Here is a 13,930-nt window from a genome sequence, read left to right on the forward strand (position 1 = left end):
TCTGTCCTTTAGAGGCCTTATAAAAGACAGTTCTCCGTGAATTTCCGGTTCTTTTGTCCTTTAGAGGCCTTATAAAAGACAGTTCTCCGTGAATTTCCGGTTCTTTTGTCTTTTAGAGGCCTTATAAAAGACAGTTCTCCGTTATTTTCCACTTCTACTGTCCTTTAGAGGCCTTATAAAAGACAGTTCTTCGTTAATTTCCCTTTCTTTTGTCCTTTAGAAGCCTTATAAAAGACAGTTCTCCGTGAATTTCCGGTTCTTTTGTCTTTTAGAGGCCTTATAAAAGACAGTTCTCCGTGAATTTCCACTACTTTTGTCTTTTAGAGACCTTATAAAAGACAGTTCTCCGTTATTTTCCACTTCTACTGTCCTTTAGAGGCCTTATAAAAGACAGTTCTCTGTTAATTTCCACTACTTTTGTCTTTTAGAGACCTTATAAAAGACAGTTCTCCGTTATTTTCCACTTCTTCTGTCCTTTAGAGGCCTTATAAAAGACAGTTCTTTGTGAATTTCCGGTTCTTTTGTCTTTTAGAGGCCATATAAAAGACAGTTCTCCGTTATTTTCCACTTCTACTGTCCTTTAGAGGCCTTATAAAAGACAGTTCTCCGTTATTTTCCACTTCTTCTGTCCTTTAGAGGCCTTATAAAAGACAGTTCTCTGTGAATTTCCGGTTCTTTTGTCCTTTAGAGGCCTTATAAAAGACAGTTCTCCGTGAATTTCCGGTTCTTTTGTCCTTTAGAGGCCTTATAAAAGACAGTTCTCCGTGAATTTCCGGTTCTTTTGTCCTTTAGAGGCCTTATCTCCGTGAACTTCAAATTTCCATACTCAAATGTCCTTCATCCTCTCGGAATACCTGCGCAAACTACCCTTTTCCTCTATAGTACCAAACTATCCATAAAAAGAGATGCCCCTCCGCGGAACATCTCTTTCAACAGTTAATTCGTTGGGATTAATGAAGTATATTTTTGACCGTTTAGTCTCTTCTTCAACTCGTCTTTCGCTTCCTCAATCACTTGAGGATTTTCCATACAGCTGATCGCTGTTCTTGCCATAATTTCCGCTGCATAGAGCATCCCTTTATGGCCAATCGATGTTTTTCCTACAGAAACGACTTGCCATGTATGAAGAGGAGTTCCTAAAACTAAGCATGTTGTAGTACATTGAACAGTTGGTGTGACCCAACTAACATCGCCAACATCTGTTGAACCGTAAAGCATAGCTTCAGGAGCCAAAGGAGTAATCACATTACATAAACGCTTGTCCCCTAACTGGTTCTTCTGTTCCTGAGTCAAGATTGAATGGGCTACAGCTTTACTTTCCGAATCCAATGTTTCAAAAATCTTTCCCGCAAACTGAAGTTCCTCATCATTAAACTCAAGTGGCTCTGCTGTTTCAAACTGCGCCTGCATTACTTTTGCAAGAGTCTCATTTGGAATTAAATCCGATGCTGTCCCCTCGAATTGTTCTTCAAAAGTCGTCTCCGTCATTAACGCTGCTCCAGAAGCAATCTTTTGAATACGGTTATAAATTTCAACTACTTGTTCCTTTTTAGGAGCACGAATTAAATACGTCACTTCCGCGTAAGGCTGAACAACGTTTGGTGACGTTCCACCTGTGTGAGTCACTGCATAATGAACCCTCGCATCTTGAATGATATGTTCACGCAAGTAGTTCACACCTACATTCATTAACTCGACAGCATCTAATGCACTTCGTCCGAGATGCGGAGCTGCTGCAGCGTGGGCACTTCTTCCTTTAAACTTGAATACGGCAGCATAGTTAGCTAAGGATCTTAAATTCATTGTTGAATTAAAAAAGTTTGGATGCCATGAAATTGCTAAATCTACATCATCAAAAACACCTTGTTTTACCATGTGTGCTTTACCTGAACCATTTTCCTCAGCGGGACAACCGTAATATCGAATCGTAAATGGTGCATTTGTTTTTTCTACAAAAGCCTTTGCAGCAACGGCTGCCGCAAAAGAACCAACTCCAAGAAGGTTATGTCCACAACCATGACCAGCTCCACCTTCTTCAATCGGATTGTATTCCGCCTTACCACCTTCCTGACTTAAATACGGGAGTGCATCATACTCTCCCAGGAAGGCAATAACAGTGGGACCGTTACCGTAGCTCCCCATGATAGCTGTTTCCAAATTCGCTACATTTTTCGTAACACTAAATCCCTCGGCAGTTAAAGCTTCTTCCATCGTGCCTACCGCAAATTTTTCTTGGAAATGCAATTCAGGATGTTCCCAAATTTGATCGCTTAGAGAAGTGAAAAATGGTTTCTTTTCATTTAAATATCCCTTTATATCAAATTCCGGTGCGTTCATGCTGCTTCCCCCTCAACGTTTTCATCTTTTTTAACAATTGATAATATGGCAAGCACGCAGATGACAGAGATTCCAACAAGTAACCAAACAGCCGCATTATATGAACCGTCAAATGCATCGACCATCGCACCAATTAATGTTGGTGTCACAAAACCTGCTAACTGTCCACCCGTATTTGCCATCCCCATCGCAGACCCTGAATATTCTGCAGGTATGTTCTTTAAAATGAAGGACGGTAGAAGTAAGACAACAAACGTCATCACAAACGTCACGATACATTGATAGACGATAAATAATGATATTGAATTTGCGTTAAACATTAGAAGTAAAAATACTGCCAATAACAGTGCAAAAAACGCGCCAATATATTTCGAAATCCTTAGTTCAATTTTATCGATAATATATCCACTTAAAATCATAGAAACAATCATTATAAAACCAGGAATTAGTTGTAACCCACCAATGGACAATAAATCAAGGCCACGAACATCAGTTAAGTACTTTGGTAACCATGAATTCAGTCCCCAGTTTACAGCGTAAATCGTAAAGTATGAGATAACTAAACTCCACATAAAAGGCATCCTTAGTAATTTGCCTAATATTCCTGTTATCTTTGGTGCACCATCCGTATTAACAGCGACTCTATCTTTCGGAATAACTTTCCAATATAAAACAGCAATGATTGCTCCAATCGCACCTGCAATGACAAAAAATGCTCGCCATCCAATGGATAATAATAGAACGGCGGAGATAATTGGTACTAACATCGCCATAATAGCGCTTGATGAAAGCATAATGGACATCACTTTACTACGCTCATTTTTAGGATAATATGTCGTAATTAATTTCGATGCAGAAGGTTGGAACCCGCCTTCTCCAATTCCAAATAAAAAACGAATAATTACCATAATACCTAAGCCCCACGCAATAGCAGTGAGTCCTGTAAAGATTGACCACACAATGACAGCAATTAGCAATATCCGCTTAGCGCCAAATCGGTCGGCCAAAATTCCTCCGGGTAGTTGCATTAAAGCATATCCGAGAAAAAATGAACTTAATACTAACCCTGTTTCTGTGTTCGTCAATGACAAATCTTCTCCAATATTGACGATGGCATAGTTCATTACATAGCGATCTAGATTACCTAAAGCCCATCCTAAAAAAAGAAGTACTAACAAGGTAGTTCTTGCTTTTTTCTCTAAAATCAGTTCATTCATATAACAATCCCCTTTTACCGACATTCGTAATTTTTTCCTTGTGCACATGAATAAAAGGACAAAAGAAAAAGCATTTTCATATGTTGAAAATGCTTTAATTTACGTATTAATTTAACCGATTAAGAACAAAGTATTCTTTGTTTTCAGTCGGATCATTTATTAATTTTTAGGCAAAACGATCGTTTAATCTCACTAACTTTAGAGGTTTACCTTAAATTTTGCAATTTCAGCAGGAACTGGAATTGCTTTTCTTTTTTGTAAATCCATAATTGCCATAATCGCCGTAGTTGTTGCAGAAGTTTGACCTTCATGTATCATAGTTTGCTCAAGAGTAAAGCTTTTCGTCCCCACTCTAATTAAGTGTGAACGTATTTCCACTGTATCACCAAGACGAACTTCTTTTGAATATTCCGTTTCTAGTTTTAACAGAACCGGTCCAAGTTGTTCTTCTAATAAATTTTCAAAGCGGAGTCCAATTTGCTCGAACCAACCGAAACGTGCAGTTTCAAAAATCTTTATATATCTCAAGTAATTCATATGTCCAAGTTCATCAAGATCACTTTCCACGATGGTATATGTTTTTGAATGTTCCATATCATTTCACAGCCTCTCAATCATTTTCATAAATTTTACTAGAATATCAACACTATTTATTATTCAACTTCGGTGAAAATATCCCTTTATTAACTAAGTAAGTTTAACGAAAATGCGGAATTACTTGTTCTCCGAGTTCTTGTATGACTTCTTCTACCGGACGTTTACTTCCTTTCAAGCTAATGATGATATGATTTACCCCGGCTTCTTGATAAGCATGGAGATAGTCTAACAAAAATTTATAACCTGTTCTAAATCCAATTCGTATCGGCTTAGGGGCCTCATTCGCTCTTTCAGACAAATCAAGGGCTAACGGTTGTATAAATGGTTTAAATTCACCACTTACACGACGCCAATCTTGAATTAATTTACGCTGAGATGCAACGTCTTGTGGATAAAACAACCAACCGTCGGTATTCGCGCCTAACCATTCAATTGACTGACCTGCGTAACCAGTTCCTAACATTGGAATATCTGTTAAAAGCGGTTTTGGAACAACATCGCCTTGAGTCATTTCCACTCTTTTTGTATGAATTTGTGGAAACGACTCTCCCCACACTTTTCTCATCACTTCTATGGATTCCCTAAAGAGCTCACCTCTTTCATCTCTGTCCACCTTAAATGTAGGAAATTCGATTATCCGATCACCAGTCGCAACGCCAAATAAAAATCGTTGGTTTGACAGTTTATCTAAAGTCGCTGCTGACTTAGCTAAATGGAGAGGGTGACGAAACGTTGTAACGATGCTTGCTGTCCCTAAAGCGATTTTTTCTGTATGTGCAGATACATAACTAAGAAACATCATTGGATCATAGAGAAATCCAACTTCCCCCAAACCCGGATCATAAAGAGGAGCATCTCTAACAAATAAAGAAGCAAATCCATAATTCTCCGCCATTTTGGCTAGTCCCATTTGTTCTTCTAAATCCATTTTAGGAAAACTTCCTGTATAGGATTCTAAAGGCATAAAGAGCCCAATCGTTAATTGATTTTGTTTAAATGTTCGAGCAAAACCTTGGTGTGATTGAAATTTTTCCATGTAAATGTTTCTCCTAATTGGTTTTGAGTTAATTAACATTCGAGCTATCATTCAAGTCTCCAAAGTAATAACTCTACTACCAAACTTTTATTTATTTGTTAAATCCATCAACTACCTCTTTTAAAATTTCATATGATCGAATTAGTTTTTCCATATCATAAATATACGTAACAGCCATAATCTCATCCGCAACAAATTGTTGTTGGAAACTCATTAACTGTTCATAGATGTTTTGACGGTCACCAATAAACGTAGTGGATAAACTTGAATTTAGTAAGTTCACTTCTAATGGAGTTAAAGATTGCTCAAAATTTTCGACTGGTGGTTTTAATGGACCACTTTTGTTAGTGAAAACATCACGATAAAATTGTAATAGAGATGATGATAGGTAGTTTGCTTCTTCCATACTGTCTGCCGCAACCACATTTACACATGCAATCGTATAAGGTTTTTCTAAATAGACAGATGGCTTAAATCGACTACGGTAAATCGCAAAAGCATCCGCCATAGCTGTTGGCGCAAAATGAGCTGCAAAGGCATACGGTAAGCCAAGTTCTGCAGCTAAGTAAGCAGAGCTTGTGGAAGAACCAAGTATATACACGGGTACATTTGTCCCAACACCTGGAAATGCCTTTACAGGTCCTTGTATTTCTTCAGGACCTACATATGTTAAAATATCCCTTACTTCATTTGGAAACTGTTCTACAGCTTGATGTTGTGAACGTCGCAATGCATTTGCTGTTAATCCATCTGTCCCTGGCGCACGACCTAACCCTAAGTCAACACGACTCGGAAACATCGTTGCCATCGTACCGAATTGTTCAGCTACCACTAATGGTGAATGATTAGGCAGCATAATTCCCCCTGAACCTACACGAATACTTTCCGTATGCTCGAGTGTATGGTTGATTAAAATGGCTGTTGCAGAACTTGCCACGGACGTCATATTATGATGTTCAGCAATCCAATAACGTGTGTAGCCCATCTTTTCGGTTGCTTGGGCTAACGTCACCATATGATCAATCGAATCTTTCACAATTTGATCTTGGCGATTAGGTACTAGATTTAAAACAGATACAGGTATATTTAGACTTTTCATTATTTACATCCCTTTCTAACATCTATTAAGTCTTAATTCATTTTCATGCTTCATTCCTTATTTCTATAAATATCGAAATATACACGAAAATTTTTTTACTAAAATATCATTCAGAAATTAAAGTTGGTGCGTATTTTTTCAGAACATCCTTCTGTAAACTGTAGTAACGATAAGTACCTTCTTTTTCTACCACTAACAATCCACAATCTGTTAACAACTTTAAATGATGTGTTAATGTAGAATTCGCTTGTATGTCTAGCTTTTCTGCTATATCCTGACAAGCCATTTGCGGTGCAGATACCAAAGCTTTGACGAGCTTTAATCGAGTTGGCTCTCCAAGTGCTTTATATACTTTTACTAATTGTTCTTCATCCATGTGCAGATCCTGCCTTTTCGAGAATCATAAATCCTTTAATCTTCTTTTGTATTTAAATTACGTATTTTCTCAGGTGTTACATCATTCCCTAGCGGATCCATTACCTTTATCCCTGAAAAAGTATCGAGAACTTGTCCTCTTATTTGACGCAAGTAATCTTCTCGAAGTACTTGTTGTTCGACTTTTTCCGCATTTGTTAATCCTTCTTCACGTTGCTTTTTTGCTAATTGATTAATTCGATTTAATATTTCTATCATGTTGTTCACCTCTAGTTAAGTTTTTGGTTATTTAGATAAAAACTATCATGTAATAATAACAGACTATTAAAGATTGTCGAATCATTTGCTCTCTAACATCAAATTGAACTAAGTTATTGTAGCCACTATTGTTGAAAAATGGTCAAATTAAGAATCAAAATTTTATGATAATCTATAACTATTATTGTTTAAATAAATCCCTACTAGCGATTAGGAAACAATTGCAGTATACGAGGAGTTGGCTTATATGACATGGTGGGCTGTCTTACTAATATTGATTGGCGTAATTCTTAAATTTGCGATGAGTCCTCCAAGTGCCTTGGTTGGATGGGTTGTCAGTAAATTTGCCCTTCATCCAAAACTGGATTCAAAGGATGTGACAATTACATTCAATGAGAAGAAACTGGTAGATGAAGAGAAAGATACACTTATTAACTATTTTAATGAATCATTATTTTTAGAAAGAAATCATATTTTTCCTGGAAATGAAGAAGCCTTTCTTAATCCTGATACTGATATTACTCCTTTTGTCATTAATGTAAAAAAGAAAAACAAAGAAATGAACTTCTTCCTATATTGTTCCACTGACCAAATTGAAGTCGTGAAGCAATGGAAGAAAAAAGTCGCATCTTATAGTCTAAGTTCTGAGCCGCTACAGAAGTTTACTCCTTCAAATGGTTTTAGTGCTTAAAAGATAATAATAGTAATCCCTCATTATTAAAATTTGGGATTACTTTTTTTAGCTTACGGGCTCAAACAAATAAAATATTCAAACAGAAAATAGAACTTTCCCCTCTTCTAGGAAAGTTCTATTTAAATGGATCTGTATTTAGTATTAAACTAATATCCTTCGCGATCGCCTTCTTTAATTGAAGCTTGTGGAGTCAAGTCGTCGTTATCTTCGAGTTTTTTGAATCCTTTATCTAATTGACCTGCATTTTCAATGTCGCCAGAAGCTTGATAGCCGCCGACTGGGGCATTTGAAGTTGTCCCAAAAAGATCCATGCCACCTAATTCCACATTGATTTTTTGTTTGTCTCTTTTCTTCGTCACTTTCATCACCTCTACATTGTAATATGCCCAAAGTCGAAAATTATATAGATTCTTCTTTTTCGGACAGTTAAGGTGTGTAGCTTTGATATAATGGTACTATAGAAAAGGTACATACTAAAACAACGGAGCCTGATGGAATATGAATAAACACATATTACTTAGTTTTTTATTTGCTCAGATTATTTTTATCATTTTATTACCCGTATGGAGTGAACTAACCAACTACTTACATCCAATAGTTATGGCCGTTGTTTGGTTTCTAATCACGTTTCTTTTTGTATTTTTTGTTTGTTGGATTAAAAAAATAAAGATTCATCTATCGAAACGGATCCTCAACATAGCGATTGTGTTCTACGCACTTGGATTGATTATTTTATTATTCTTCAGGCCAGGTGGTTCAAGTTATGGCAGTGTTAATTTAATTCCATTAAATACAATTACTTATTATCTAATTGGAAAAGTGGATTTTTTAATTGCTCTATATAATTTAGGGGCAAATATCGGTTTATTTATACCTTTTGGATTGTATTATCGATATGTACAAAAAGTTGCCTCTATGAAGCATTTGCTTTTGATTAGTTTATGTACTATTAGTGTTATTGAAGGACTACAATTTATAACAAAAAGAGGAAGTTTAGATATAGATGATCTGATCTTAAACGTGCTAGGAATTTGCCTAGGTTATTTACTTTACCCCGTTTTTCGAAAAGTTTTGGTATTTTACTGAAAAAGAAATGAGCTGTTAAAACAGCTCTTGTCCAATTTATTTATTCATGTCTCTTGCTGAAATAAGTAAAAATGGTTGTTAAAATAAATCCCGCTCCTAAACCAATGAACATCCCTGCTGCAACTTCATCCATCGCTAAACCGATCCCCATTCCCAGTAGCAAACCACCTGGAATGAGCAAGTTTTCTTTATTCGTTAAAATTGCATTCTCCCCCCTTTATATATAAACTATTTATCTTTCTTCGCGATAAGAACATACAATTAAAAACAAAAAAACCATGGAGTTTCCCATGGTTATTAATTGTTTGAACTCAGTTCACTTTAGAGTGTATCTTGTGTTAACTACTTTATGAAAACCTCGTAATAACTAGTTTTGTTTATTTAACTCTTCAATACTTCATCAAAACAAGCTTTGAAAATATTACTCGGCAGAAGCGAATCATCATTAGAATATACTAATTCATAGTTATATTTGCCTTGTAATTTATTATTTTTTATATCGTAACGTAATTTTATTTCAGTTGGCATTTCACGATTAAATTCTTTACACCTTTGATGGATCTCTTCTAAAATAATCTTCAATTACTTTCACTGTTATCCCCTCTGATTATTTATAATGAACCAAATCATAAGGATAATATGGTACTCCTCTTAAATGCTCATCATCTAATTGAAGAATTTTTGCAATTGCACCACTTTCAAAGCTCCAATAGCCAAAATATAATTTTTCATTATGTTTATGACACTCATACCAGCCCATGTCACTATGTCCAACATACCAATGTTTTGTAAGGTATTCCTTCAAATAATTAATAGCTTTTGTATCATCTTCACTTACAATAACATTATTAAGATATTTGAAGGGTTCTTTAAATAACCAAGCACTATTCTGATAATCTATACCTTTCTTTCTAGAATTGATAATAAAGTTATATAAAAAATCATTTATATTACTGTTCTCTACTAATTTCACAAGAGTATTAAATGTATTTTCATCAATTTCAAGCATAATGCCTATAGAAAGCATCCACAACATATCTTCGTAAAGCTCGGAAACCCAAAGTTCTTTCATTTCTTCTACCAGTTCTTTATAGTCTTCTACAAGAGATTCAACTGGATCTCCCATAGAATACTTAGCTATAAAAATCTGAAATCTTAAATCATGAACTTTTTTTCGAACACTTAAAACTCTATCTTCTCTTACTTCGTGATTATTTAGTTTTGTTTCGAATTTTTTTATTCTAGCCGTCTCTTCTGCAATATACTCTATAAAGTATTCTTCCTCTTTAAGTAAATCTCTTATCATTATTATTTGTCACCTCTTACTTTTTTATATTGCCCTTTGCATCTAACACTTTCGTAACTACTGTTCCATCTTCTTTAGTATTCACTAAAACTTTATCATATCCTTCTAGTAAAATATCGTCAGCTGCATCTTTTCCAACTGCTTTTTCTAGTCTGTTCTTTCCTTCGACCCATGTATCACTCATTTGTTTCCCATCTTTAGTTTGACTAAGATTCGAACTACCATATTTAGCTTCACCAATTATATATTTGGGAGGTGGACCTGGGTCAAAATAAACACCGTCTATTCCTTTAATTACTTTATCATCTAAACTAGTTACTCTATCAATATTAATTCTTTCATAACCTTGACTTTCAAAATGAACATCCATCTTCATTTCGCCATAATTCCCTTTGTGTTTGTTCGTTTCTAAAGAGACTTTTCCAGATTCCACGTCATCTATAACCTTTGTTTGAGTCTTATTTACATTTGTAACTTTACCCTTCCCTTTATCAACCACTTCATCTACATTACTTTTCTTAACAACATCATCCACGTCACTATCTATAATTTTACCAACCAATTTGCCACCTTTCACTAATTTTCCAATTGGAATAAAGGAAGCAACAGCGAAGCCTTTGTCAGCACCTGATGCATTGGGATCCATTAGTGTATTAATATCATCTAAAATGATAAAATCTGCTACTTCTTTTCCTACAGTTAGAGCACCTTTGCCTAATTCAACAGCCCCATTTCCAATATCCCCTAAAAAGGCTAAGAATCCATTTTCCTCTTCCGTCACTTCGTTCACGTCTGGTACAGGGCAGGAAAGCTCTTTTGCAATTTCCTCTTCTTGTTTCTTCTTAAATGAAACAAAGTTCGTAGACACCGATGCGCCGTTGATGCCGAAGTTATATATAGGTAGTTGACCAGTCAATTGTATGCTTGATAGCGAGTATGGATTTGCTCCACCAATCATTCCAGGTGCTAGTAGTGGGTCCATGCCGATGATGCTGTCCATTGACATTGTTCGCGCTGCTAATGTAATCATTAGCGGATTTTGCTGTGCAAATGCCTTCCACTGCTCAGCTGGGAAGTTCACATCCGTCAACCCTTCGGTAATCATAGATTCAATGTTAGTAATCCATGTTTTCATTAATATAAGGTCGTTTTGAATTGTGTTTAAAGCCATAGTTTGCGTGAGGTCAAATACATTTAGTTGTTCTACCGTATCGTCACGATGAGCTTTTGCATCCGCCACTCCCACTTGAACTTCACTATCATCTAAGTTTGGTAGACTTACAATATCTGAAACTTCACTCATGATTTGGTTGGTTTCATTCGTTAGATCTTCTGTTACTTGACTCGCTACTTCTAACCCTTGCTCAACTTCACCTTCTAAATAGGATTGGCTGATATAACCAGATGAATCGGGTTCAAGGGATGTCAATGCAGCATCCATTTGTTGAAGAATATTTGTAAAACTCGTTTTAAAAGTGTTAAAAAATTCGAGAAAGGGTAAATGACAATTTTCATAAAATCCTCGTAATGCTTCTCCACCTTGACCTTTGAGTGACTCTTCTAAGTTTGTAAGCCCCTGAATGGCAGTTTCAATCTGTTTCATTTCACTTTCGAGCCGTCTTAATCGACTAAGATTTCTTTCAAGCCCCTGTTGAAAATTATTAACATCTAATACCTTCATTACATCACCTTCTAAATTATTGGACTAAGGTAAAGACGGATAGTGTAATCCTCCCGAAACCCCGACACTCGTTTCCACATAAGCAACTCCTGAGTGGCTAAGTTTGAACTCTACGAAAACAGGACTGCTTTGAGTTAATTCATGCTTTTGTATATACTCAACCAGTTCCCAAAACTTTACCTGGGATTGTTCATCAAACTGATCCTTAATTCTCGTTGTAATCATCCGGTTTACTGAGAAATAACTTATAAAACGTATTTCTTCTGAACTAGGCATTGCTTAAAAATCATTTTCCTCGATTGGACGGAATATTTCTGCAGTCATTATTTTTGCAGTTGGGTCACTGAGAATAGCGAAAAATAAATGATCTACCACATGAAATCCATATTTCTCTAAGGTTTGATCAGTAACGGTTGTATCTCGATGGCGTTTTGCATTTTGATTTTCTGTTTGGACCTCACTGTCATCAAGATTTGGTAGAGAAACGATATCTGAAACTTCTCCCATAATCGAATTCGTTTCGCTTGTTAATGTTTCAGCCACTTCTTTCGCGTTGTCGAGCCCTTGTTCCACTTCGCTTTCTAAGTAGGATTGGTCAATATAACCAGATTGGTCTGGTTCAAGCGTATTAAGTGCTTCTATCATTTGCGTAAGTACATCATTGAAACTACTTTAAAATAAATAGAAAAATTGTAAAAAGGGCAGGTGGCAATCCCTATAAAATGCACGAAGCGCATTGCCACATTGCCCCTTTAAAGAATTCTCTAACTGTGTGAGTCCTTGAATGGCAGTTTCAATTGTTTTCATTTCCGTCTCTAGTCTCGTTAACATGGTTAGGTTGCGCTGAAGTCCATCATGGAAGTTTGCGGTATCTAACACTTTCATTAGCTCATCAGCCTCCTAGGACCTGAAACTGCACCGCTAATGTTTGTTGAAATGCGTTGATCTTGTTCACGCATATATTGGACAGAATTTTTCGTTGTTTCAATATTGTTCAGTAACACTGTTTGATAGCTTGTTAAGATGCGTTCTAATTCCAAGGCAAGCTCATTCAGTTTTGTAACAACATCTAATGTATTTCCTTCTATTGGTGGTTCAGCAGCAGGGTTTAGTGAGGACGTTGCATTTTCCATCACCCCTAGTTGCTCCTCGACATCTTCGTATACCATTTTCACTTCGTTAGCCATTTGACTTCTCCCCTTTGCGGTTGGATTTTGGAATTATATAATTTTGCCTATTTACGGGCGAGTTTCTATTGCTTACGGACGGTTCTCGCGTGTTTATGAGCGAGTTTTGCACTTTTACGGGCGAATTTTATTTTACGGGCGAGTTTCACATGTTTATGTGCGAATTTCTATTGCTTACGGGCGGTTCTCACGTGTTTATGAGCGAGTTTTGCACTTTTACGGGCGATTTTTATTTTACAGGCGAGTTTCACCTGTTTATGTGCGAATTTCTATTGCTTACGGGCGGTTCCCGCATGTTTATGAGCGATATTTGCACTTTTATGGGTGAATTTTATTTTACGGGCGAGTTTCACATGTTTATGTGCGAATTTCTATTGCTTACGGGCGGTTCCCGCATGTTTATGAGCGATATTTGCACTTTTACGGGCGAATTCCGATTTACTTGCGAATCCCAGTGCTTTATTTGCGAAAATGGAATGGTTACTTGCGAATTCCGATCACTTACTTGCGAATTCCGGAATCTTATTTGCGATTTCCGATTTACTTGCGAATCCCAGCACTTTATTTACGAAAATGGAATGGTTACTTGTGAATTTCGATCACTAATTTGCGAGTTCCGGAATCTTATTTGCGATTTTTGATTTACTTGCGAATCCCAGCACTTTATTTGCGAAAATCAAATGTTTATTTGCGATTCCTAGGTATTTACTTGCGAATTCCGGAAGCTTATTTGCGATTTTTGATTTACTTGCGAATCCCAGTGCTTTATTTGCGAAAATGGAATGGTTATTTGCGAATTTCAATCACTTACTTGCGAATTCCGGAATCTTATTTGCGATTTCCGATTTACTTGCGAATCCCGGTGCTTTATTTACGAATCCCAGCACTTTATTTGCGAAAATCAAATGTTTATTTGCGATTCCTAGGTGTTTACTTGCGAATTCCGGAATCTTATTTGTGATTTCTGATTTACTTGCGAATCCTGGCACTTTATTTGCGAAAATCAAATGTTTATTTGCGATTTCCGGCACCTTACTTGCGATTTCAAGTTAAGCTA

General features: G+C 36.4%; 16 protein-coding genes and 1 pseudogene. 4 read left to right on the forward strand and 13 right to left on the reverse strand.

The genetic code is table 11. The features are described from left to right. Window positions 1–936: 936 nt before the first annotated feature. From CRO45_RS18075 to CRO45_RS18105, 7 genes are all read right to left on the reverse strand, one after another. Window positions 937–2,337 (reverse strand): M20 family metallopeptidase, encoded by a 1,401-nt coding sequence (locus CRO45_RS18075; protein ID WP_097151029.1) that lies wholly within the window; start codon window positions 2,335–2,337, stop codon window positions 937–939. Next, window positions 2,334–3,554, reverse strand: a complete 1,221-nt coding sequence (locus tag CRO45_RS18080) for an MFS transporter (RefSeq protein WP_097151030.1) — start codon at window positions 3,552–3,554, stop codon at window positions 2,334–2,336. The genes CRO45_RS18075 and CRO45_RS18080 overlap by 4 nt, the downstream gene beginning before the upstream one ends. A gap of 198 nt (window positions 3,555–3,752) precedes the next feature. Continuing rightward, window positions 3,753–4,148 carry an acyl-CoA thioesterase gene (locus CRO45_RS18085; protein ID WP_097151031.1) on the reverse strand — a complete coding sequence of 132 codons (396 nt, stop codon included), beginning with the start codon at window positions 4,146–4,148 and terminating at the stop codon, window positions 3,753–3,755. 103 nt (window positions 4,149–4,251) lie between these two features. Beyond that, window positions 4,252–5,187 (reverse strand): LLM class oxidoreductase, encoded by a 936-nt coding sequence (locus CRO45_RS18090; RefSeq protein WP_097151032.1) that lies wholly within the window; start codon window positions 5,185–5,187, stop codon window positions 4,252–4,254. Between the two features lie 91 nt (window positions 5,188–5,278). Further along, a complete protein-coding gene (locus CRO45_RS18095) occupies window positions 5,279–6,286 on the reverse strand; it encodes an LLM class flavin-dependent oxidoreductase (RefSeq protein WP_097151033.1) in 1,008 nt (335 codons plus the stop codon). Between the two features lie 106 nt (window positions 6,287–6,392). After that, entirely contained in the window at window positions 6,393–6,662 is a 270-nt protein-coding gene (locus CRO45_RS18100) for an ArsR/SmtB family transcription factor (RefSeq protein ID WP_097151034.1), read from the reverse strand. A gap of 35 nt (window positions 6,663–6,697) precedes the next feature. Then, on the reverse strand, window positions 6,698–6,919 hold the full coding sequence (locus CRO45_RS18105; RefSeq protein ID WP_097151035.1) for a DUF896 domain-containing protein: 222 nt from the start codon (window positions 6,917–6,919) through the stop codon (window positions 6,698–6,700). 247 nt (window positions 6,920–7,166) lie between these two features. On the opposite strand from CRO45_RS18105, the gene CRO45_RS18110 reads away from it, so the two are divergent. Continuing rightward, on the forward strand, window positions 7,167–7,610 hold the full coding sequence (locus CRO45_RS18110) for a YfmQ family protein (protein WP_097151036.1): 444 nt from the start codon (window positions 7,167–7,169) through the stop codon (window positions 7,608–7,610). A 149-nt stretch (window positions 7,611–7,759) separates the two neighbouring features. Here the strand turns inward: CRO45_RS18110 and CRO45_RS18115 are convergent, their stop codons facing one another. Then, complete coding sequence (locus CRO45_RS18115; RefSeq protein ID WP_097151037.1) at window positions 7,760–7,978, reverse strand: hypothetical protein; 219 nt, start codon at window positions 7,976–7,978, stop codon at window positions 7,760–7,762. 133 nt (window positions 7,979–8,111) lie between these two features. On the opposite strand from CRO45_RS18115, the gene CRO45_RS18120 reads away from it, so the two are divergent. Then, a complete protein-coding gene (locus tag CRO45_RS18120) occupies window positions 8,112–8,699 on the forward strand; it encodes a VanZ family protein (RefSeq protein ID WP_097151038.1) in 588 nt (195 codons plus the stop codon). A gap of 607 nt (window positions 8,700–9,306) precedes the next feature. On the opposite strand, the gene CRO45_RS18130 is transcribed toward CRO45_RS18120, so the two are convergent. The 5 genes and pseudogenes from CRO45_RS18130 to CRO45_RS18155 form a co-directional block, all read right to left on the reverse strand. Beyond that, complete coding sequence (locus CRO45_RS18130) at window positions 9,307–10,005, reverse strand: PoNi-like cognate immunity protein (protein WP_097151040.1); 699 nt, start codon at window positions 10,003–10,005, stop codon at window positions 9,307–9,309. Between the two features lie 16 nt (window positions 10,006–10,021). Further along, a complete protein-coding gene (locus tag CRO45_RS18135) occupies window positions 10,022–11,686 on the reverse strand; it encodes a T7SS effector LXG polymorphic toxin (RefSeq protein ID WP_097151041.1) in 1,665 nt (554 codons plus the stop codon). A gap of 24 nt (window positions 11,687–11,710) precedes the next feature. Further along, window positions 11,711–11,962 carry a hypothetical protein gene (locus CRO45_RS18140; RefSeq protein ID WP_097151042.1) on the reverse strand — a complete coding sequence of 84 codons (252 nt, stop codon included), beginning with the start codon at window positions 11,960–11,962 and terminating at the stop codon, window positions 11,711–11,713. 3 nt (window positions 11,963–11,965) lie between these two features. Continuing rightward, a pseudogene (locus CRO45_RS18145) lies at window positions 11,966–12,571 on the reverse strand (T7SS effector LXG polymorphic toxin). Then, window positions 12,571–12,873 (reverse strand): YwqI/YxiC family protein, encoded by a 303-nt coding sequence (locus CRO45_RS18155; RefSeq protein ID WP_097151045.1) that lies wholly within the window; start codon window positions 12,871–12,873, stop codon window positions 12,571–12,573. The pseudogene CRO45_RS18145 and the gene CRO45_RS18155 overlap by 1 nt, the downstream one beginning before the upstream one ends. A 471-nt stretch (window positions 12,874–13,344) precedes the next feature. On the opposite strand from CRO45_RS18155, the gene CRO45_RS20360 reads away from it, so the two are divergent. Together CRO45_RS20360 and CRO45_RS19945 are read left to right on the forward strand one after the other, a co-directional pair. After that, window positions 13,345–13,479, forward strand: coding sequence for a hypothetical protein (locus tag CRO45_RS20360; protein WP_268878138.1), 135 nt, complete (start codon window positions 13,345–13,347; stop codon window positions 13,477–13,479). Between the two features lie 171 nt (window positions 13,480–13,650). Next, window positions 13,651–13,926, forward strand: coding sequence for a hypothetical protein (locus tag CRO45_RS19945; RefSeq protein WP_141400343.1), 276 nt, complete (start codon window positions 13,651–13,653; stop codon window positions 13,924–13,926). The last annotated feature ends 4 nt before the right edge of the window (window positions 13,927–13,930 follow it).

Source organism: Ureibacillus acetophenoni (assembly GCF_900220965.1).
Taxonomy (GTDB): domain Bacteria; phylum Bacillota; class Bacilli; order Bacillales_A; family Planococcaceae; genus Ureibacillus; species Ureibacillus acetophenoni.